This is a genomic window from Erythrobacter sp. S43 (assembly GCF_057364955.1).
In genome coordinates, this window is the sequence record NZ_CP200285.1 from 733624 (window position 1) to 754651 (window position 21028).

Below are 21028 nucleotides of genomic sequence, written 5' to 3' on the forward strand. Positions count from 1 at the left end.
CAATGAAACCGACTCACTTTATGGTAGCGCTAACACACAGGAATTGGAGAGAGTGATGCAGGGGTTTCTAAAAAGTGCGGCGAGTGCGGCTGCTCTGATTTCATGTGCCACGCTCTCCATCACGGTTGCGATGCCTTCATTTGCTTCTGCCGAAGAAGTGCAGACGCCGCTGTACAAGGATGCATCGGCCGACACAGAGGCGCGTATCGCTGATCTTTTGGCGCGGATGACGCTGAAAGAGAAAGTCGCTCAGATGCTCACTATCTGGGAGCAGAAGGAGCGCGTGCAGACACCGTCAGGCGACTTTGATCCAGCCAAAGCAAGCCAAGCCTTTCCTGATGGGATCGGTATGATTGCCCGCCCTTCGGACTCGCGTGGAGTTGATCAGTCGAACACTGGTGAGGCCGGTGTCGCAGCCGGAGCGCGAAACCGGACCGCTCGCGAAACGGTCGCATATGTGAATGCCGCCCAGCGTTGGGCTCTTGAAGAAACGCGGTTGGGCATCCCTATCCTGATGCATGAAGAGGGGTTGCACGGCTATGTTGCTCGCGGAGCGACAAGCTTCCCGCAAGCCATCGGATTGGCGAGCACTTGGGACCCTGAACTGGTCGAGAAAGTCTACACCATCGCATCGCGCGAAATGCGGTCTCGCGGTGCGCAATTGGCGCTTTCGCCCGTGGTTGATATCGCGCGAGACCCGCGTTGGGGCCGGATAGAAGAAACCTACGGCGAAGACCCGTATTTGACGTCCGAGATCGGTCTAGCCGCTATTCGAGGATTCCAGGGGCGCGAGTTGCCGTTGGCCCAAGACAAGGTGCTGGTGACGCTGAAGCATATGACGGGGCATGGCCAGCCGGAGAGCGGAACCAACGTCGCCCCTGCCGAGCTGACAGAACATACGCTTAGAACGTACTTCTTTCCGCCTTTTGAAAGGGCGATAAAGGAAGGCAACGCCATGTCGGTCATGCCTTCCTATAACGAGATTGGCGGCCTGCCGAGCCATGCCAATGGCTGGTTGCTCAATGATGTGCTCAAGAACGAATGGGGTTTCCGCGGCGCAGTCGTAAGTGACTATTTCGCCATCCGCGAAATGGTGACTCGGCACAGAATGCTGGAAGATGCAAAGCAGGCAGCTGAGCGGGCGATCAAGGCGGGTGTCGATAGCGAGATGGCCGATGCGGACACCTTCCTCGAGTTGGAGGCGCTGGTTGAGGAAGGGCGCGTCGATATCGCATTGGTTGATGAGGCGGTCAGGCGCATCCTGAGACTGAAGTTCATCGCTGGTATGTTTGAAGATCCATACGCCGATGCCGACTATGCGGAGCGCATCGAGGCCAATCCGCAAGCCGTCAGCCTCGCCAGAGAAGCCGCACAGAAATCCATGGTCTTGCTCAAGAATGATGGCCTGTTGCCGCTTGATGCACAGAAGATTGATCGCATGCTTGTGGTCGGAACCCACGCGAAAGACACGCCACTGGGCGGTTACAGCGACGTCCCCAAACATGTGGTCAGCGTGCTCGAGGGAATGCAGAAAGCAGCGGCGGGTCGTTTTGAAGTGTCCTTTTCCGAAGGCGTTCGGATAACCGAAAGCCGCGACTGGGGCGCCGACCCAGTCGATCTGGTTCCGGAAGAGGAAAACCTCCGACTGATTGCCGAAGCGAAGCGAGCCGCCAAAGATGCCGATGTCATCGTTGTGGTCATCGGCGGCAACGAGCAGACAAGCCGTGAAGCATGGGCCACAACCCACTTGGGCGACCGGACCGATATCGGGTTGGTGGGACAACAAATGGAATTGGCGCGGGCGATGCTGGCGACGGGGAAGCCGGTTGTGACAATCCTGCTCAACGGCCGCCCACTCTCCATCAACGAACTGAATGAAACGGCATCCGCGATCATCGAAGGTTGGTATCTGGGTCAGGAAACCGGAAACGCCGTCGCTGATGCTGTGTTTGGAGCGATCAACCCCGGCGGAAAAATGCCGGTCACGGTTGCAAGGAATGTTGGCCAGATCCCCGTGTTCTATAATCATAAACCGCAGGGTCGCCGCGGCTATTTGTTCGACACGATTGAGCCTCTCTATCCGTTCGGATTTGGGCTGAGCTACACCAGCTTCGAGATTTCCGCGCCGCGCGTGCCGGGCCAAAGTCACACCACAAATGGCAATGTGACGGTCGAGGTTGATGTGACCAACACAGGTGATCGCCCCGGTGATGAAGTTGTGCAGCTATATCTGCGCGACGTCCATGCCTCGGTCACAACGCCGGTGAAGCAATTGGTCCGCTTTGAGCGGGTTACCTTGAAGCCAGGAGCATCCCAAACTCTGAAATTCGAGCTGACACCTGCCGATTTCAGCGTTTGGAATGAAAGGATGAAGCGGGTGGTGGAGCCCGGCAAATTTATCCTGATGGCGGGCGGAAACAGCCGCGATGTCAAACAGACGGAACTGCAGTTGGCCGCCCCCTGACATGAGGGAGCAAGCGGCTTAACCGCTTGCTCACCCCCTCACGTTGCCACGGAGTGCTATCGCCACGTTTCGAGTAAGCGATCGTACTCGATTGTGATCGGAGCAGGCTTCTCATTGGAGAGCTTAGCCTTCGGCGCGCCCGACTGGTTGAGCCAATAATCCGCGCCGCGATCTTCATTGAGCTTAGGCCCGAGCTCACCTTGCAAACCAGCGCGCTCAAGGCGCTCAAGCACGCGCTCCTGTTGCTCGCAAAGCGCATCAAGCGCTTCTTGCGACGACTTGGTACCCGATGATGCGTCGCCAATGTTCTGCCACCACAGCTGCGCAAGGCGCGGATAATCCGGCACGTTGGTGCCGGTGGGTGACCAACGGGTTCGCGCGGGGCTGCGGTAGAATTCGATCAACCCGCCAAGCTTGGGCGCGCGCTCGGTAAAGCTGTCATGCTGGATCGAAGACTCGCGGATGAAGGTCAGGCCAACATGCGACTTCTTCACGTCCACCGTCTTGGATGTTACAAACTGCGCATAGAGCCATGCGGCTTGCGCCCGGTCGATCGGGGTCGATTTCATCAGCGTCCACGAGCCCGCGTCCTGATAACCGACCTTCATGCCCTCTTCCCAATATGCGCCATGCGGACTGGGAGCCATGCGCCAGCGCGGCGTGCCGTCATCATTGAGCACCGCTGACGCCTCTTCACCGACCATATTGGCGGTGAAAGTTGTGTACCAGAAAATCTGCTGCGCGATCCGCCCTTGCGCAGGCACTGGGCCAGCTTCGGAGAAGGTCATACCGGCAGCTGAAGGCGGGGAATATTCGTTGAGCCACTTGGAATACTTGTCGAGAGCGTAGACAGCTGCTGGCGAGTTGGTCGCCCCGCCCCGCGCAACGCAAGAACCTACTGGTTGCGATTGGTCGTTTACGCGGATGCCCCATTCGTCGACCGGCAGTCCATTGGGTTCGCCAACCGATCCCATGCCCGCCATCGACATCCACGCATCGGTGAAGCGCCAGCCGAGCGAGGGGTCCTTCTTCCCGTAATCCATGCTGCCATAGACGGTCTGACCATCAATCTCGCGCCCCGTGAAGAACTCTGCGATGTCTTCGTAAGCTGACCAATTGACGGGCACGCCGAGATCGTATCCGTACTTCTCACGGAAGTCGGCCTTGATCGCCGGATCGGTGAACCAGTCGTAGCGGAACCAGTAGAGGTTGGCGAATTGCTGGTCGGGCAATTGGTACAACTTCTTGTCAGGGCCGGTGGTGAAGTCGGTGCCGATGAAGTCTTCAAGATCGAGCGTCGGACTGGTGACGTCCTTGCCCTCGCCCGCCATCCAATCAGTGAGATTGCGAACCTGCTGATAGCGCCAGTGCGTGCCGATCAGGTCGGAATCGTTGACGTAGGCGTCGTAGATATTCTCGTCCGACTGCATCTGGGTTTGCAGTTTCTCAACGACATCGCCTTCACCGATCAGATCGTGATTGACCTTGATACCGGTGATCGCGGTGAAGGCAGGCGCGAGCACGCTTGCTTCGTATTCATGCGTTGCGATCGTCTCGGAGACGACAGTGATTTCCATTCCGCGATACGGTTCAGCCGCATCCATGAACCACTGTACTTCAGCTTCCTGCTCTTCGCGGGAAAGCGTGGATTGATCTCCAATCTCATCATCGAGAAACGCGGTTGCCGAAGCCTCCCGCTCGGCGTCGGTCGGAGCAACAAAGTCGCTTTCCGCATCGCCCGAACACGCCAGCAGCGCCAAACACGCGCCCGAAACCCATGCCGATCTGATCACCCTCATCCCAATGTCCCTTTGTTCGTTTGGCCCCTCATACCCAGCGGAAAACGACAAATGCAAACAGCGCGCAAATGATCAGGGCAAAATATTGCGGCGCATTGGTCAGGCCTATCCATGCAAGGTTTATAAAGGCCGAGCCGAGCAGCGTGATAAACATCCGGTCACCGCGCGCTGTCTCAATCCCCAGTACGCCGATACGCGAAGTGCTGGGCCGGACAATCGCCAGCACCGTCATCATCGCCAGCATGCTTGCGATCCCAACGAAAAAGAGCGCGGTCGGCCAAGTCCATGCCATCCATTCCATCTTAAACCCTCCCCAAGGCAAAGCCCTTGGCGATATAGCCGCGCACAAAATAGATCACGATCGCGCCCGGAATAATGGTCAGTACGCCCGCCGCCGCGAGCACCCCCCAATCGAGGCCCGAGGCTGAAACCGTCCGCGTCATGATCGCGGTGATCGGCTTTGCATCCACGCTGGTAAGCGTGCGGCTTAGTAACAGCTCGACCCAGCTGAACATGAAGCAGAAAAACGCCGCTACTCCGATCCCGGGCGCGATCATCGGCACGAAGATACGAGTGAAGAAGCGGGTGAAGCCATAGCCGTCGATAAAGGCGGTTTCATCGATTTCTCGCGGAACGCCGCGCATGAATCCTTCGAGAATCCACACCGCCAGTGGCACGTTGAACAGGCAATGTGCGAGAGCCACCGCGATGTGGGTGTCGAACAGATTGACACTGGAATAGAGCTGGAAAAATGGCAGCGCGAAAACCGCTGGCGGCGCCATGCGGTTGGTCAGCAGCCAGAAGAACAGGTGGTTGTCACCAATGAAACGGTAGCGGCTGAACGCATAGGCCGCGGGCAGTGCGACCAGCAGCGCAATCACCGTGTTGAGTGTCACGTAAATGAAGCTGTTCACATAGCCCATATACCAAGTCGGATCGGTCAGGATCGCGGTGTAGTTGGCGAATGTCAGGTCTTGCGGGAACAGCGTGAACGCACCGAGGATTTCACCGTTCGACTTTAGGCTCATAATTAACAGCCAATAGATCGGAACCAGCAAAAACAGCAGGTAAGCCGCCATAAAGACGCCGGTGTAGCGCACCTTACTCATCCCGCGCCCTCCGCTTTGTCCGACTTCATCATCACAGTGTAGAACACCCACGAGACGAGCAAGATCACGAGGAAGTACATCAACGAGAACGCCGCTGCCGGGCCGAGGTCAAACTGGCCCAAGGCCATCTTCACAAGGTCAATGGAAAGGAAGGTGGTCGCGTTGCCTGGCCCGCCGCCGGTGAGCACAAACGGCTCGGTGTAGATCATAAAGCTGTCCATGAACCGCAGCAGCACCGCAATGATCAGAACGCCGCGCATCTTGGGCAGCTCAATATAGCGGAAGATGCTGAACCGGCTCGCCTGATCGATGCGAGCCGCCTGATAGTAGGCATCGGGAATGGAGCGAAGCCCCGCATAGGCAAGCAGCGCGACGAGCGAAGTCCAGTGCCATACATCCATCAGGATAACGATGATCCAAGCATCCACAGCGTTCTGCGCGTAGTTGAATTCGATCCCGAGACCAGCAAGCGTGTGACCCATAAGGCCGATATCGGCCCGTCCAAACACCTGCCAGATCGTGCCCACCACATTGTACGGGATCAGCAGCGGCAGCGCCATAAGCACGAGGCAAAGCGAGGCGAGCCAGCCCTTCTTCGGCATGCAAAGGGCAACCGCGATGCCCAGCGGAATCTCGATCAAAAGAATAATGGTCGAAAACAGCAATTGCCGCCCGAGCGCATCCCACAACCGCTCTGAACCGAGCAATTCGCGATACCACTCAAGTCCGACCCAGAAGAACTCGTTGCCGCCGAAGCTGTCCTGAAACGAGTAGTTCACCACCGTCATCATCGGGATGATCGAAGAGAACGCGACAAGCACCAGAACCGGCAGAACCAGAAACCATGCGCGCTGATTTGTGGTCTTCTGCATCATGGCGCGCTCCCTTCGATGCGATGGTCGTCGCTGAAAATGCTGACCAGCGCCGGATCAAAGGCGATGCGTGTCATGTCCGCTTCGATTTCGGTGCCGGGTTCGAGCACGATGTTAATCTCGGTCTCGCCGCAAGTCGCATTTACAAATTTGCGCCTCCCCGCATCCTGCACACGGTTGATCTGGACCGGCAGTCCCCTGTTCTTCGACAGGCGCACAAACTCGGGCCTGATTCCCAGTACGGTGTCGCCTGAAGGTGTGCCGTAGTCGTGCGATAGCTCGACAGTCTCGCCGCCCGCCATAGCCCGGCGGCCTTCGACAGAAACCGGAAGAAAGTTCATGCCCGGTGAGCCGACGAAGTGACCGACAAAGGTGTGTGCAGGCCTGTCAAACAGGTCTTGCGGCGTGCCGATCTGCAAGATCCGACCCTCATGCATCACAACCACCTTCTCCGCGAAAGTCAGCGCCTCGGTCTGGTCGTGCGTGACGTAGATCATTGTGTGCCCGAACTCGCGATGAAGCGACTTAAGCTGGGTCCTCAGTTCCCATTTCAGGTTGGGATCGATCACCGTAAGCGGCTCATCGAACAGGATCGCATTCACATCATCGCGCACAACGCCGCGGCCGAGTGAGATCTTCTGTTTGAGTTGCGCGCTTAAGCCTTGGGCTTTCTGCTTCAGATGCGCCTCAAGCCCGATCATCCGCGCCACGGCATCGACGCGATCGGCGATGTAGCCTGCATCCTTGCCACGATTGCGCAGGGGGAAGGCGAGGTTATCGCCCACGCTCATCGTGTCGTAGACGACCGGAAACTGAAACACCTGGGCGATGTTGCGTTCGGCGGTGGACGCACTCGTGACGTCGCGATCATCGAACAGAATGCGTCCACGTGTTGGCTCCAGCAGGCCAGAGATAATGTTGAGCAAAGTTGTCTTGCCACAGCCACTTGGGCCCAGCAGAGCATAAGCGTGGCCGTCTTCCCAGGTATGGTCGACCTGCTTGAGCGCAAAGTCGTGTTCGGAATGCGGATTGGGCGCGTAGGAATGGGCGAGATTTTCGAGTGTGATCGTCGCCATTATTGCGCCCTCGCCACTACGGATTGCGGTTGGGAGACGTTGATCGTTTTGCCCTCGCTGTCGAAATAGAAGAGGTCTTCTGGCCGCACGCCGACGCGGTGCACATCGCCAACCGCAAAGTCTCGAACGCCTGTCACCAGAGCAATCCAGCGCTCGCCCTTCACCTCAAAATGGACGAAGGTTTCCGAACCGGTGATCTCGGTGACGACCACTTTTGCGTCGAACACGATATCGCCCTGATCTATTGCGTCGACCTTCAACTGGTATGCACGGAAGCCAGCACGGTACTCTCCGTCAGCTACGTGCGCGTCGATCTCAGCAGCCTGCCCGTCAGGAAAGAGCATCTGCGAGCCTGACTTTGTTACGGGCAAGCGGTTCATCGGTGGGTCCGAATAAACCTGCGCAGTAATCTCGTCGGCTGGCTTGCGATAGACCTCGATCGATGGACCAAACTGCGTGACGCGCCCTTCCCACAGACACGCCGTGTTACCGCCCAGCAGCAAGGCTTCCTCCGGCTCTGTCGTTGCATACACAAAGATGCTGCCCGATGATGCAAACAGGCGCGGAATCTCGACCCGCAATTCCTCACGCAGCTTGTAATCCAGATTGGCGAGGGGTTCGTCCATCAGCACAAGGCCAACATCCTTCACCAAGGCCCGCGCCATGGCGCATCTTTGCTGCTGGCCGCCCGATATTTCTGTCGGTTTACGGTCCAGCAGCGGTGTCAGCTTGAGCAAGTCGGCCATCTCGCGGACCTTCACATCGATTTCGCTGGCCGAGCGCTTCTGTATTCTAAGCGGCGAGGCGATGTTCTCGTACACACTCATCGAAGGGTAGTTGACGAATTGCTGGTAGATCATCGCCACTTCGCGGTCCTGCACGCGGCGTCCTGTCACATTTTCGCCATTCCACAAAACCCGGCCCGCATCGGGCTTTTCGAGCCCCGCCATCAGCCGCATAAGCGTTGTCTTGCCCGCAGATGTCGGCCCGAGCAGCACGTTCATTGTGCCTTTCTCGAACGCCAGATCGACGGGGTGAATATGCACCTCACCGCCGACCGACTTTGAGAGTCCTTCAAGAACAAGGCTCATGATTTGTTATTCAAGAGGATCAGTCCCCACTCTCTTGCCCATCTTTAGAACTGCGACCGCAGAGCGCACACTAAAAGCAGGACCACCCAGTCAAAGCAATCGCTGGTGCAGACATCATCGCAGATTGCTGCTGAAGGGTGCGAAAGACGGACACCATGTGATTGCATGGCTTGCCTCTCGCAGCTAGTAATCGGGGTCGAAGGGTGAGTGCACCATTGATGCTTAGAAACGGGCTTATCGCTCTCGGTTTTACATTCGGGTCTGTCTATGCCGTGTCTGCGCAAGAGGCGCCTGTTGCGATTCCCGCTGCGGATGGTCCCACGCAGTTACCCCAGCCGGTGAATGACCCGCTGGGCATAGACTTCGCCGACGATCCGATCCTCAATCTTGGTAAGCAGGCTGCGGATCCGGACTATTTTCAAAGTATCGTGATTGCGGCACTGCAAGAGAACGCTCTGCGCGCGGAGGCGGAGGCGGGCGTTAGTCTTGCGCAGGCCGAGCTTGACGAAGCGGAAAGCGGTCGCTTGCCGACAGCGGATGTGACGATCTCTTCATTCCGAACATTGGCGCGCGAGTTTGGCGATGACCCGTTCAACCTGATCGAGCGATCGCGACCCCGCCGCCGGACCGATGCGATCGCGACGCTGGGATACAACCTGTTCGACTGGGGCGCGGTTGAAACCGCTGTCATGTCGGCGCAAGCGCGATTGGAGGCGGCAGGCTTCGAACGGGACGCGGCGTTGACGGGGGTGGTCAGCGAAGTCGTAACCACTTGGTACTCCGTGTTCGCCTACCAGTCGCTGGTCCAAATCGCTCAGGGCTTTGTAGACGCCCAGAGCGATATCGAGACAGCGCTCGAAAACCGCATTGAGCAAGGGGTTTCAGCCCCTGCGGAGCGAGCCCGCGCCGCCTCACTAAGGGCAAAAGGCGAAATTCGGCTTGCCCGGTTTGAAAGGCAGCTGGCCTCCGCCGTCGCCAGATTTACGGAACTGACCGGAAATGAGCCTTCTCCACTCATCGCACGGCCGCCGTTGCTCAACCCAGCGAGCATGTCGCGCGACTACGTGGTCAATGCCGCGAGCAAGGTCGCAGAGGTTCAAGGCGCAGAAGCCCTGGCTCGCGCCGCGCAAATGGACGTCCGCAATGCGCGCGCCAATGAGGCCCCAAGAGTGACTGCGCAGATTGATGCGGGGCGTTACGGGGTCTTTGAAGATCAGGATGACTTCGATGTGCGAGCGAGCTTGAACCTGACCTATCGCCTTTTCGGCGGGGGCGGAAAAGCACGCATCAGTCAGGCCGAAGCCCGTGCCAATGCTGCCGAAGCACAGGCGAGCCGAATTCGGCAGGAGAATGAACGTGAAGCGGTGATTGCATGGGCCGATGTGCAAGCGCTCGAACGCCAGCTCGCCGCACTAGAGCTGGCCTATAAGTCCGCGCGCCAGACCAGAGGCGCGGTCGTAAAGCGCTTTGCAGCCTTGCGCGGCACGCTGTTCGACGTGGCCGAAGCGCAATCGGCCTATCTCGACGCATCAACCGCATATATCGAAGGGCTCACCGAGCTGGATGCGACGCGCTACATCCTGCTGGCACGAACCGGGCGATTGCTCGAACAGTTTGACGAGGTTGGTGAGTGATGGCGGACAACGATAACACCGGTATTCCCGCTCCGCGCATTGCGGCGTGGTTGTCGGAGCCGATCCGCGCAAACTGGCGCACCTATTCCAAGGTTGTCTTGGCAGCGTTTCTCATCAACCTGTTCGGTCTTGCCACCGCATTGTTCACGATGACCGTCTATGACCGCGTTGTCCCGAACAGCGCGTTCACATCGCTTGCTGCGCTTTCCATCGGGCTCGGCATCATCGTCGTGTTCGATTTTATCTTGAAGCTACTGCGCGCATATTTCGTCGATCACGCCGGCGTAAACATCGATTGGGAAGTCGGCACCAGCGTATTCCAGCGCTTGCTCGATATGCGCATGGAACTGCGCAAGGGATCCACGGGGCACCTTACCGGGATGATGCGTGAGCTTGAAACACTGCGCGAATTCTTCGCCTCGGCAACGCTGGCCGCGTTGGTGGATGTGCCTTTCATCATCATCACCTTGGTGGTGGTGGCCGCGATTGGTGGCTGGGTCGTTCTGGTGCCTGCTCTCTTAGTGCCGATCACAATAATGATCGGCCTTTCACTGCAACCATCGATGGAACGCCTTGCGGCCAAATCGATGAAAGAAGGACTGCTCAGACAATCGGTTCTGGTCGAGACCGTGGGCAGCATCGAATCCGTGAAAACTTCTGGCGCCGCCGACTTGTTCACATCACGTTGGCAACGGGCGGTGGAAGAGCATTCCGCCCTCTCGCTGCGCCAGCGTATGATCGCCAATATCGGGACCACATTCGCGACCTCGGCGGGTACTTTGTCCTATGCGGGCGTGGTGATAGTCGGCGTATTTTTGGTCGCAGACAACCGCCTCACTTTGGGCGGATTGATCGCCTGCTCGATCCTTGCCGGACGCGCCATTGCCCCGCTCGCTCAGATTTCACAATTGGTCGCGCGGTTGACCTCCACCCGCACGGCCTATCGGCAAGTCGCGGCACTGATGGATCAGCCACCCGAAGGCCCACAATCCGACGCCATCAATATCGGCGACATCAAAGGCGATATCGAACTTCGCGGGGTCTCATTCACCTATCCTGACGCCGCTTCCAAAACGCTCGAAGACGTGAACATCGCGATCAAGGCAGGAGAGAAAGTCGCAATCGTGGGCCGTGTTGGCTCGGGCAAGAGCACCCTCGCCCGCCTGATTTTGGGACTTTATCCGGCGCAGGAAGGCCTGGTGCTGATCGATGGCCTCGACATTGCGCAGATGGATCCAGCAGCATTGCGTGGCTCCATCGGATCGGTGATGCAGGAGCCCGCGCTCTTCTCCGGCACAATTCGGGAAAACATCTCGTTGGGGAGGCCCAGTGTGGATGACGAAGAGATGCTCCGCGCCGCACAAGTCTCCGGCACAGACAGCTTCGCCAGCACAATTGCCCGCGGCTATGACCTGAGGCTGGTCGACAGGGGCGAAGGCCTTTCAGGCGGACAGCGCCAATCCATCGCAATTGCGCGTGCCCTTGCGGGCAAACCGCCGGTGCTCATTATGGATGAACCCTCAAGCGCGATGGACAATCTGACCGAGCAGGCGCTGATCCAGCGGCTAAGGGACGAGCTTGCTGGGCGGACATTCCTGCTGGTTACCCACCGCCAACCACTATTGGCGCTGGTGGACCGGATTATCTATGTGAAGGACGGCAAGATCGCGATGGATGGCCCGAGAGATAAGGTGCTGGCGCAGCTTTCCGCCTTGGGTGCGAAAGAAAGGGACCCCTCGTGACCCAAACCGCACCAGACGCAGAAACACCCGAAGAACGCCGCCTCGAAAGCATGGTCGAAGGGCTCGAGCCAAAACGCGTTTCCCGATGGCTTTTCTGGTCGATTATCGGGGTATTCACGGCGCTTTTCCTGTGGGCATCCTTCGCCGAGATCGACCAAACTGTGCGCGGTTCAGGCAAAGTCATTTCCAGCCAGGATCTTCAGGTCGTCTCCAGCCTCGAAGGCGGCGTTATTGAGGAGATCCTTGTTGCCAATGGCGAGGAAGTAGCGGCGGATGCAGAATTGCTGCGGCTCGACCCGACTGAAAGCGGCGCTTCCTTGGGGAGCACTTCGGCAACGGCGGGAGCGCTAGCGATGAAAGTTGCGCGGCTCGAAGCAGAAGCGATGGGCCGCACACCCCGCTTCCCAGCGCCATCAGACGATGCCGCGAGGACACAATTGCGGATCGAACAATCGCTCTACACATCGCGTCAGACCAGCCTGCGAAACACGATGAGCAGCGCCCGCGCGCAACTGGCAAGAGCACGACAGTCGGTTGTTGAAGCGGACCGACAGGTGGATGCGGCATCCAGCCGTGCAACATCGGCGCGATCAGAAGCCAATCTGCTGCGCCCTTTGGTCGAACAAGGCATCGAACCGCGGGTTTCGCTGGTCCGGGCTGAAGGCCAAGCATCCAGTGCAGAGGCCGAGCTCGCAGCAGCACGCGCGGGTGCATCGCGTGCGCGGGCCGAAGTTGCCGAAGCGCAATCCAATGTGAGCCGCGCTCAAAGCGAATGGCGCGCTCAGGCAGCGAACGAACTGGCGCTGGCTCAGGCCGAGCTGGGCGCGCAGTCGGCCACTGTTCCAGCACTGCAAGAGCGGTTGGCGCGCACCACATTGCGTTCGCCAGTAGCCGGAACCATCAACCGCGTTCTTGTCAGCACACGCGGCAGCGCCGTCTCTTCGGGGCAGCCCTTGATCGAAATCACGCCGGACGATGATGCGCTCCTGATCGAAGTACGCATTCGCCCGCAAGACATTGGAACGGTGCGGATCGATCAGCCTGCGAAGGTCGCGATCACCGCCTATGACTCGACAATGTACGGTGACCTTGAAGGCAAGGTGGTGACGATCTCCCCAGACTCGATCCTCGATGAAAGCACGGGCGAGACCTATTACCTCGTCCGCGTGCGCACCGATGCAAACGCTATTCCCAGCAACAAAGGCGATCTTGCCATTGGCACGGGCATGACGGCCGATGTCAGCCTGCTCGGCGACAGTCGGACAATTCTGCAATACATCCTGTCACCGCTCACCCGCTTCGGCGCGCGGGCGCTTCGCGAATAAAGCGATCTAAAGGATAAAGTTCGCCTCAAGCAGGTCGATATTGCCGTCCAGGCGGATGGCGTAGTCGGCATTTCCGTCGCCATCGACATCCATGTAGATCATGGTGTTACTGCCGACATGCTCATACCGAAGCTCACCCGCCGTGCCGCTAAACGCAGCATCGGCGATAAAGGTGAAGGCATCGTCGCCGCCCCCGAGGATCGCGTCGACATCGGACAGGTCAATCCGGTCACGCTCGGCCTGGCTGAAATCGGTGATGCGATCAGCGCCTGCCACGGTAAGCCCCGCAAAGTCGCCATCGTCGAACTTGAAATCGTCTGCGCCGATACCGCCGGTCATCACATCGCGGTCTTCGCCGCCAACCAACAGGTCAACGCCCTCGCCGCCAGAAAGCCGGTCTGCCCCACGACCACCGAACAGGTCATCATTGTTACCCTCTCCGCGCAGGTCATCATCGCCATTACCGCCGTTGAGCGTGTCGTTTCCGTTATTGCCACGGATCAGATCGTTTCCGCTGTCGCCGGACAAGGTGTCTGAGCCACCACCACCATTGATGATATCGTTATTCGCGCCCCCGGAAATCGTATCATTGCCGAAATTGCCGAACAGGCTGTCATCACCGTTGCCGCCAAAGATTATGTCGGCCTTGTTCGATCCCAGTATGGTGTCGTTGCCATCCAATCCGTTCAGTGTCGCGCCCTCTCGGCCGCCGATGATCGTGTTGTCCAACTCGTTGCCGCGACCAAAATCGGCCGCGCCCGAAAGGCGAAGGTTTTCGACATTGGCACCCAGAGTATAGTCAATCGAGGACCGCACTTCATCAATGCCCTCTCCTGCAAGCTCGGTGACCGTGTCTCCGGCTTGGAGAACGAAATAGGCGTCATTGCCATCGCCGCCGCGCATATCATCGATGCCAGGGCCACCCTGCAACGTGTCGTTACCGTCCCCACCGATCATCGTGTCATTGCCGCCGAAGCCAACCAGAAGGCTTCCCAGCGTACTGTTCGCGACAAGCTCATTATCGAACTGGTTTCCAAGCGCTTCGGTGGCAGTGCCATCCAGAGTTAGCGCTTCGACATTGGCGAACGTTACGGGGCTAAGACGCAGATCGAGTGAAGATATGATCCGGTCAAATCCTTCGCCAGCGTTTTCCGTAACCGTGTCAGAATAGCTATCCAGCACGAACGTATCGTCGCCTTCGCCGCCGCTCATGTCATCATCGCCGATGCCGCCGTCGATAAAGTCAGAGCCGCCATTGCCGAAGATCGTATCATTGCCATCGACGCCGAAGATCGACTCCGGATCATCGGAACCGTTTATGGTCGAAGCCTGGCGCAGACCTGTAATCTGGCCATCTCCCGGATCAGCATTAATGGGCAAAAATGTTTCACGCGGGTCGAGTATCTCGGTGTAGATTTCGCCATTATTCCAACTGACCAAAATACGCCCATCGGTCGTCACGCTGGCCGCCGCATCGGTGATAACCCCTCCAGCACCCGAAGCATCGTCGCTAATGAATGTGCTGAAGCCGTCCAGGGATCCATCAACGCCAGTAACCACAAACAGGCGGCCGCCAGTTATATCTTTGAAAACGGTGGCGTATTTATTGTTGTCCAGAGCGACCAGATCTACCAACCCTATCTCCGAAAATGGATTATCGGAGATTGCAAATTCGGAAACAGATGTAGTCCCGTCGGCATTATAAATTCGGGCGTTGATATCGCCGTCTTCCTGCCATGCGACCATGATGCGCCCATCGGTCAATTCAATCACGCGCGGATTGCTGTCCGGATCACCGTCAGGCGTCGAGACATTGTTGATCAAGGTCGAATTGCTGCCGTCGGCATTGGAGATGCGAAGTTCAATAGTCCGCTCATTCACGCCACCAGAATTATCGTTCTCCGAGTAAACGGTTGCAAACCGGCCATCACTGAGAGCGACCGTGTCCGGGTTCAAGATGTCTTCTAGGTCGGCTCCATTAGAGAAACCATCAACGCGTAGCTCTTGTATTACGCCATCAACATTCCCCGTTGCGGTGAATTTCTGGCCAACAATATCCTGATTGGTGCCGTCATCGCGCTCGAACGTGACGAAGAAGCTGCCGTCGGCAGACACATCAACGCTGGCATTGTCATAGGTGATCCCGTTCGTGCTATTATCTGAGACCACAAACTGTTGCGCAATCCGTGTGCCGTTGGCGTCATACAGACCCATCAAAATGTCTCCGTCATCGCCGGAGCGGAATTCGTAGATGATTACGAAGCCGCCGCTTGGTGTCGGGGCGATGGCTTCGAGCTTCTCTGCACGAGTGAAGCCAAACGGGAAATTGAAATAGAGCGAGTCGGTTATCGGCTCACCCAAGGCGTTGAAAATCACACCAACGATGTCGGTCTCAAAACCGTCGGCGACAGAGTCGTTGTCGTCTTCCCAGACGACGAGGAAGTTACCATTGGCAAGACCAACCACACGCGGGTTGGCTTGTGCGTTGGTTGTGACGAGATTGGTGATGAATTCCTGAAGCCAGATTGCCGGGGTTGCCATGGGACGCGCTCCTCAATTGGCACGGCCACCGCCGATACCATGGTTTAATCCGCACCCGCGTCCCGAAGGTGCAGCGATAATATGGGGCTTGGAAAGCTCCGCAGTCTTTGTGCGATTACCCCCCAACCAATTGGCGTTAGATTGCAGAGATTCACTGCAATGGAAAGACATTCTCAAAAGAGATCTCAGCCAGAGACACGTTGGCATTGCATATTGCCAAAACCTGAAGCGCCAAATCAGGCTGTGCGATTACATGCTCAAATCAGATAGCCGTATTTGGCGCTGAGACGTGCCAAGCCGTCCCGGCGAAAGCTTGCGGCCGCAGCGCCTCGCCTCGCAAACGGCGATATGTCCGATCTTAAGGCTTACCCTTGAGCCGATCAGAGTACGAAGTTCGCTTCCAATGGGTCGATATTGCCGTCGAGACGGATGGCGTAGTCGGCATTTCCGTCGCCATCGACATCCATATAGATCATGGTGTTGCCACCCACATGTTCGTAGCGAAGCTCACCCGCCGTGCCGCTGAAGGCCGCATCGGCGATAAAGGTGAAGGCATCGTCGCCGCCGCCAAGAATGGCATCGACCGCAGAGAGATCGATCAGCTCTCCCTGCGCCGCGTTGAAATCCGTGATCCGGTCAGCGGTATTTTCAGTCAGACCCGCAAAGTCGCCATCCGCAAAGATGAAGGTGTCGCGCCCAGTGCCGCCAGTCATGGTGTCGCGATCTGCGCCGCCATTGAGCGAATCAAGCCCGGCACCGCCCACCAGCGTGTCGTTTCCTGCCTGCCCGTTGAGCGTGTCGTTCTGGTCTTCACCACGCAGAGTATCTCGCCCGATCCCACCGTTCAGCACGTCATCTCCCGTGCCACCACGCAGCAGGTCGTCACCATCATCGCCGTTCAGCGTATCGTTGTTTACCCCGCCATTGAGCAGGTCATTGCCGTCGCCACCATTGAGGGTGTCTTCCCCGGCATTGCCGAACAGTGTGTCGTCATTGTCGCCGCCAAAGATCAGGTCAGCCTTGCCGCTCCCGTAGATTGTATCGTTGCCCGCAAGACCGCTCAGGGTCGAGCCTTCACGCCCGCCGAACATTGTGTTGTCGAGAGCATTGCCAGTGCCCGTTGTCGCGGCGCCAGCTAGGCGCAGGCCCTCGACATTGGCTCCCAAAGTGTAATCTATGCTCGAACGCACCTCGTCGATACCTTCGCCGGCGAGCTCGGTCACAGTGTCGCCGGCCTCATTGACGAAATACGCATCATTGCCCGCGCCGCCCGACATATCATCGCTGCCGGAAGAGCCCTGAAGTGTGTCGTCGCCATCGCCTCCGATCAGCGTGTCGTCGCCGCCAAAGCCGACCAGAACGCTGCCCAATGTGCCATTGGCGATGAGTTCGTTGGCGAACTGGCTGCCAAATAGTTGCATGGCCGTACCGGCCAGCTGCGCGCTCTCAACGTTCGCAAATGTGGTTGGCAACAAGCGGAAATTGAAGGTGCTGATGATCCGGTCAAAGCCTTCACCAGCCAGTTCGTTGACGGTGTCTCCAGCGCTATCCACCATGTAGGTGTCATCGCCCAGACCACCGTGCATTTCGTCATCACCCGCACCGCCGTCCAGAACGTCGTTGTCGCCAAAGCCAAACAGCTGATCGTTTGAGGCAAAGCCGTTGATGATATCCATTCCTGAGCCGCCTTCGAGCAAATCAACGCCCGGGGTACCGTCCCAAGTGGTGCTGATTGGCACGGCATCTTCCGCCTCCACATCAACCTTCACATTGGCTGTGCCGATCGTCGCATTGACCACGATATTGCCGCTGAGTGCGCCGCCCGAGAAGGTGATCTGATATGTTCCAGTGGGCACGGCAATCTGCCAACCGCCAGAATCCCAGGTGGTAGTGGTGAAGGTGCCTGACACGCCTTCCAGCGTGACTGTAACCCCACCCATACCTTCGCCGATATCGTAGAAATCGTCATTATCCGTATCGTCGATCACAACGCCAAGAAACTGCGCAGTGTAAGCAAACCGATTACCGAAATCGTGCGTGATAATGTACGGCCCGACATCGGTGTTGGGATCATTTTCGAAATCAACCGCAATTCCGACTTCGGTATAGTTTGCGCTGACCATATTGAGCAGGTGTCCGGCCGGGTCCTGAATGCCGTCACCGCGTGTCTGCCAGTCCGCGAAACGCTGCCCGTCGGCATCAAAGTCAACGTCGTCAAAGCCCCAGTCGATGACGAAACCGGCATGGCCATAGATCATACTATCCGCAAACGCGTAGATATTCTCACCCAAACGGCTCCACCCGGTGTAGCCAGCATCATTGGCACGTTGGCCCAGACCAGCTTCCCCGGGAAGTTGGTGGCTTTGGGTATCAGCTGCGATCATTGCCGCATTGTGATTTGACGCGGCCACCGCCAGATTGTCATTCCAAGCCAGAGGGGCGACTGCGGCGATGGACTGCATGGCGGCTTCAAAGGAAGAAAGATCCACTCCAAAGAAGTTCAATGCGCCCTGAATCTCCGCAAGCACTGCGGGGTCGGTCAGTCGCGCGTATTCCCCCTGCGGATCCATCCGCAAACGGTTAATTAGTTCGAGAACCAGTTGTTCTTCTGGAGTTGGCTTGCGCATTCTGATGCCCCTGCAATTCGTGTTCCGAAACGCGATGTTACAACAGCATGAAAATCACCTTGCCCGACAAGGTTAAAGCGACAGTATGACTCCCAGCAAGGATCAAAAGAGGGCCCAAGCCATATCGCGTCGTGGAAACCCACATACAACGCAAGCGCGATGCCGGCTTTCCTCGGTAGTGCTTCAAAGTGAATAGCGGTGCTATCAGTCTGGCGCGAGCTCGTATCCAACTAGCATATGGATGCAAGCCGAAGCTGCTGGCTTTAAGGAAGCAATATTACGGCTGGCTAGCATTGCACTATGTTGGTAATCGAGCCGCAGAACGACATGGAATACTCATCCTATCTTGAGGCGAAGCCGGGGTCAGAGCGCGGATTTGCCGCGGTGTTTGCAGTGTTTTTTGCTTTGGTTGGCGGCTATTTCCTATTCACCGCTGCCAGTGCCACGCACTTGTGGGCCGGAGGCACGGCGATGGCCGTTGGGGTGATACTGGCGCTTATTGGCCTGATACGGCCAAAAGTCCTTTTTCCGCTCAATAGCGCCTGGTTTCGATTTGGAATTTTGCTGGGGAGGTGGGTGTCACCGATCATCCTGGGGATGGTGTACTTTGCCGTGCTGGTCCCGTTGTCGTTGCTGGCCAAGCTGTTTGGGAGCGACCCCTTGCGATTGCGGTCATCAAACAAGCGGCGTGAAAGCCACTGGATTAAGCGTTTGAAAGCGCGTTAACAAAGCAGGATGAAAACCGCCTTTGCCTTTCTGCGCTTTTTACTTGCGCGCAAGAAATTTTGGCTTGTCCCGTTGTTTCTGGTGCTGGCGATTTTCGGCGTGCTCGTGGTGACGACACAAGGGACCGCGCTGCACCCATTTGTGTATACGCTCTGGTAAGCGTCGATGGCTGCGATCCTCGGCATATCGGCATTCTATCACGATGCGGCTGCCGCTGTGGTGGTTGATGGCAAGATCATTGCCGCCGCACAAGAAGAGCGTTTTTCGCGGATCAAGAACGATGCAAACTATCCAGCGCGCGCGATTGATTATTGCCTGGCTGAGGCTGGGCTAACGCTTCAAAAGGTTGATCAGATTGTCTTTTACGAAGAGCCGTTCGCAAAGTTCGAACGGTTGCTGGATACCTACATGGCTTTTGCTCCGCGCGGGTTGCGCAGCTTCACCCGGTCCATGCCGGTTTGGATCAAGGAAAAGCTGTATCAGCGCGATGTCTTGGTAAAGCTGCTCAAGTCGCAGGACCCCAATTGGCAGGGTGAAGGCCTGCTTAGTTTTGGCGAACACCATTTGAGCCACTGCGCCAGCGCTTTTTTCCCTTCGCCATTTGAAGAAGCTATCGTGCTGAGCATAGATGGAGTGGGTGAACGCACCACGACCTCGGCGGCCATCGGGCGCGGGAGCAGTTTGGAAATCGTCAAAGAGATCGTGTTTCCGCACTCCCTCGGTCTACTCTATTCAGCATTCACCGAATATCTCGGCTTTCGGGTCAATCATGACGAATATAAAGTCATGGGCCTTGCCCCTTATGGCAAGCCGACATTCCGCGAGGCGATCTTGCGGCATATGGTGGATGTGAAGGCAGATGGCAGTTTCTGGCTTGATCAGGCCTGTTTTGGTTACGCCCACAGCTTCCATTCCATCAACCGCCGCTTTTGCAAGATATTAGGCGCACCAGCACGTCAAGCAGACGAACCCATAACCCAGCACCATATGGATGTAGCCTCATCGATTCAGGCCGTGACCGGAGAGATCATCCTTGGCCTCGCGAAGAGCCTTGCCGAGGAATACCGCATACCTAACCTGTGCCTCGCTGGCGGCGTGGCACAGAACAGCGTGGCCAACGGTATGCTCGCGAGCAGTGGGCTGTTTGATAAAGTGTGGGTCCAGCCCTCTCCTGGCGATGCAGGCGGCGCATTAGGCGCAGCCTTAGCGCATTGGCACATTACTCTTGGTAATGCCCGGACATCCATAGCTGGAAAAGATCAGATGCAAGGCGCAGCGCTTGGTCCAGCGTTTTCGCAAGGTGAAATCGAACACCGCTTGAATGCAATTGGTGCTCAATACAAATCTGTCCCAAACGAAGAACTGCTTCCTGCCACCGCCGAATTGATTGCTCGGGGTCAGGTTGTGGGATGGTTCGATGGCCGAATGGAGTTTGGTCCTCGCGCGCTTGGCAACCGCTCGATCCTAGGCGATCCGCGCTCACCTACAATGCAATCAACCATCAATCTCAAAGTAAAGGGCCGCGAGGGGTTTCGCCCGTTTGCGCCTGCCGTCCTAGAGGAGCATTGCGCCGACTGGTTCGATTTTGATCATCCCAGCCCTTACATGAGCATGGTTGCACCTGTCTCGAAGAACAGATTGCTAGGTGTTTCGGAAGAAGATGAACGCAAAACAGGCTTTGAGATGCTTAAAGTTGAGCACTCCCAGATCCCAGCGGTAACCCATGTCGATGGCTCAGCCCGCCTACAAACGGTCAACCGGAAGCAATCGCCCCGTTTTCACGCCTTAATCTTCGCTTTCTATGAGCTGACGGGCTGTCCAATGCTGCTCAACACTAGTTTTAATGGCAGTGATGAACCGATCGTATGCACTCCCGAAGATGCCTATAATTGCTTCATCGCTTCGGAGATCGACGTCCTCGTTTGCGGCAATTGCATCATGAGCCGTGCCGACAACGTCTCTTGTGCCACTGATAGCTAGTGGTAATGTACTGGCTGTGCAGCGGCTTTTGTGCCGTCGGGT

At 57.4% G+C, this 21028-nt stretch carries 15 protein-coding genes; 7 read left to right on the forward strand and 8 right to left on the reverse strand.

Annotated elements, in window-relative coordinates; all coding sequences use genetic code 11:
- Positions 1-55: 55 nt before the first annotated feature.
- Entirely contained in the window at positions 56-2464 is a 2409-nt protein-coding gene (locus AC0V6K_RS03605) for a glycoside hydrolase family 3 N-terminal domain-containing protein (RefSeq protein WP_472624873.1), read from the forward strand.
- Between the two features lie 56 nt (positions 2465-2520).
- On the opposite strand, the gene AC0V6K_RS03610 is transcribed toward AC0V6K_RS03605, so the two are convergent.
- From AC0V6K_RS03610 to AC0V6K_RS03635, 6 genes are read right to left on the reverse strand one after another with little or no spacing between them, the layout of a single operon-like run.
- Positions 2521-4263, reverse strand: a complete 1743-nt coding sequence (locus tag AC0V6K_RS03610) for an ABC transporter substrate-binding protein (RefSeq protein ID WP_472624875.1) — start codon at positions 4261-4263, stop codon at positions 2521-2523.
- A gap of 28 nt (positions 4264-4291) precedes the next feature.
- Positions 4292-4564, reverse strand: coding sequence for a DUF2160 domain-containing protein (locus AC0V6K_RS03615; RefSeq protein ID WP_472624877.1), 273 nt, complete (start codon positions 4562-4564; stop codon positions 4292-4294).
- Position 4565: 1 nt separating this feature from the next.
- Positions 4566-5372 carry a carbohydrate ABC transporter permease gene (locus tag AC0V6K_RS03620; RefSeq protein ID WP_472624879.1) on the reverse strand — a complete coding sequence of 269 codons (807 nt, stop codon included), beginning with the start codon at positions 5370-5372 and terminating at the stop codon, positions 4566-4568.
- Positions 5369-6247, reverse strand: a complete 879-nt coding sequence (locus AC0V6K_RS03625; RefSeq protein WP_472624881.1) for a carbohydrate ABC transporter permease — start codon at positions 6245-6247, stop codon at positions 5369-5371. The genes AC0V6K_RS03620 and AC0V6K_RS03625 overlap by 4 nt, the downstream gene beginning before the upstream one ends.
- Entirely contained in the window at positions 6244-7320 is a 1077-nt protein-coding gene (locus tag AC0V6K_RS03630) for an ABC transporter ATP-binding protein (RefSeq protein ID WP_472624883.1), read from the reverse strand. The genes AC0V6K_RS03625 and AC0V6K_RS03630 overlap by 4 nt, the downstream gene beginning before the upstream one ends.
- Positions 7320-8411 (reverse strand): ABC transporter ATP-binding protein, encoded by a 1092-nt coding sequence (locus tag AC0V6K_RS03635; RefSeq protein WP_472624885.1) that lies wholly within the window; start codon positions 8409-8411, stop codon positions 7320-7322. The genes AC0V6K_RS03630 and AC0V6K_RS03635 overlap by 1 nt, the downstream gene beginning before the upstream one ends.
- A gap of 203 nt (positions 8412-8614) precedes the next feature.
- On the opposite strand from AC0V6K_RS03635, the gene AC0V6K_RS03640 reads away from it, so the two are divergent.
- The 3 genes from AC0V6K_RS03640 to AC0V6K_RS03650 are packed head-to-tail and all read left to right on the forward strand — an operon-like array spanning position 8615 to position 13112.
- The gene (locus AC0V6K_RS03640; protein ID WP_472624887.1) at positions 8615-10045 is read left to right on the forward strand and encodes a TolC family protein; all 1431 of its coding nucleotides are present in this window, start codon (positions 8615-8617) and stop codon (positions 10043-10045) included.
- Positions 10045-11787: a type I secretion system permease/ATPase gene (locus AC0V6K_RS03645; RefSeq protein ID WP_472624889.1), complete on the forward strand. Its 1743-nt coding sequence runs from the start codon at positions 10045-10047 to the stop codon at positions 11785-11787. Before AC0V6K_RS03640 ends, AC0V6K_RS03645 begins: the two co-directional genes overlap by 1 nt.
- Positions 11784-13112 (forward strand): HlyD family type I secretion periplasmic adaptor subunit, encoded by a 1329-nt coding sequence (locus AC0V6K_RS03650; protein WP_472624891.1) that lies wholly within the window; start codon positions 11784-11786, stop codon positions 13110-13112. The genes AC0V6K_RS03645 and AC0V6K_RS03650 overlap by 4 nt, the downstream gene beginning before the upstream one ends.
- 6 nt (positions 13113-13118) lie before the next feature.
- Here the strand turns inward: AC0V6K_RS03650 and AC0V6K_RS03655 are convergent, their stop codons facing one another.
- Together AC0V6K_RS03655 and AC0V6K_RS03660 are read right to left on the reverse strand one after the other, a co-directional pair.
- Positions 13119-15653 carry a calcium-binding protein gene (locus tag AC0V6K_RS03655; protein WP_472624893.1) on the reverse strand — a complete coding sequence of 845 codons (2535 nt, stop codon included), beginning with the start codon at positions 15651-15653 and terminating at the stop codon, positions 13119-13121.
- A 380-nt stretch (positions 15654-16033) separates the two neighbouring features.
- Positions 16034-18280, reverse strand: coding sequence for a CAP domain-containing protein (locus tag AC0V6K_RS03660; RefSeq protein ID WP_472624895.1), 2247 nt, complete (start codon positions 18278-18280; stop codon positions 16034-16036).
- Positions 18281-18580: 300 nt separating this feature from the next.
- Between AC0V6K_RS03660 and AC0V6K_RS03665 the strand changes: the two genes are divergently transcribed.
- Genes AC0V6K_RS03665 through AC0V6K_RS03675 form a run of 3 tightly spaced genes read left to right on the forward strand, consistent with a single transcriptional unit; the run spans position 18581 to position 20986 of the window.
- Positions 18581-19006: an SxtJ family membrane protein gene (locus AC0V6K_RS03665; RefSeq protein ID WP_472624897.1), complete on the forward strand. Its 426-nt coding sequence runs from the start codon at positions 18581-18583 to the stop codon at positions 19004-19006.
- A 9-nt stretch (positions 19007-19015) separates the two neighbouring features.
- Entirely contained in the window at positions 19016-19165 is a 150-nt protein-coding gene (locus AC0V6K_RS03670; protein WP_472624899.1) for a DUF5989 family protein, read from the forward strand.
- Positions 19166-19171: 6 nt separating this feature from the next.
- Positions 19172-20986: a carbamoyltransferase family protein gene (locus tag AC0V6K_RS03675; protein WP_472624901.1), complete on the forward strand. Its 1815-nt coding sequence runs from the start codon at positions 19172-19174 to the stop codon at positions 20984-20986.
- The last annotated feature ends 42 nt before the right edge of the window (positions 20987-21028 follow it).

Excerpts from the sequence above, each read along its gene's own strand:
- AC0V6K_RS03655 (WP_472624893.1), bottom strand. The coding sequence starts at position 15,653 with ATGGCAACCCCGGCAATCTGGCTTCAGGAATTCATCACCAATCTCGTC.
- AC0V6K_RS03615 (WP_472624877.1), bottom strand. The coding sequence starts at position 4,564 with ATGGAATGGATGGCATGGACTTGGCCGACCGCGCTCTTTTTCGTTGGG.
- AC0V6K_RS03665 (WP_472624897.1), top strand. The coding sequence starts at position 18,581 with ATGTTGGTAATCGAGCCGCAGAACGACATGGAATACTCATCCTATCTT.
- AC0V6K_RS03630 (WP_472624883.1), bottom strand. The coding sequence starts at position 7,320 with ATGGCGACGATCACACTCGAAAATCTCGCCCATTCCTACGCGCCCAAT.
- AC0V6K_RS03620 (WP_472624879.1), bottom strand. The coding sequence starts at position 5,372 with ATGAGTAAGGTGCGCTACACCGGCGTCTTTATGGCGGCTTACCTGCTG.
- AC0V6K_RS03625 (WP_472624881.1), bottom strand. The coding sequence starts at position 6,247 with ATGATGCAGAAGACCACAAATCAGCGCGCATGGTTTCTGGTTCTGCCG.
- AC0V6K_RS03675 (WP_472624901.1), top strand. The coding sequence starts at position 19,172 with ATGGCTGCGATCCTCGGCATATCGGCATTCTATCACGATGCGGCTGCC.
- AC0V6K_RS03645 (WP_472624889.1), top strand. The coding sequence starts at position 10,045 with ATGGCGGACAACGATAACACCGGTATTCCCGCTCCGCGCATTGCGGCG.
- AC0V6K_RS03635 (WP_472624885.1), bottom strand. The coding sequence starts at position 8,411 with ATGAGCCTTGTTCTTGAAGGACTCTCAAAGTCGGTCGGCGGTGAGGTG.
- AC0V6K_RS03605 (WP_472624873.1), top strand. The coding sequence starts at position 56 with ATGCAGGGGTTTCTAAAAAGTGCGGCGAGTGCGGCTGCTCTGATTTCA.
- AC0V6K_RS03660 (WP_472624895.1), bottom strand. The coding sequence starts at position 18,280 with ATGCGCAAGCCAACTCCAGAAGAACAACTGGTTCTCGAACTAATTAAC.
- AC0V6K_RS03670 (WP_472624899.1), top strand. The coding sequence starts at position 19,016 with ATGAAAACCGCCTTTGCCTTTCTGCGCTTTTTACTTGCGCGCAAGAAA.
- AC0V6K_RS03610 (WP_472624875.1), bottom strand. The coding sequence starts at position 4,263 with ATGAGGGTGATCAGATCGGCATGGGTTTCGGGCGCGTGTTTGGCGCTG.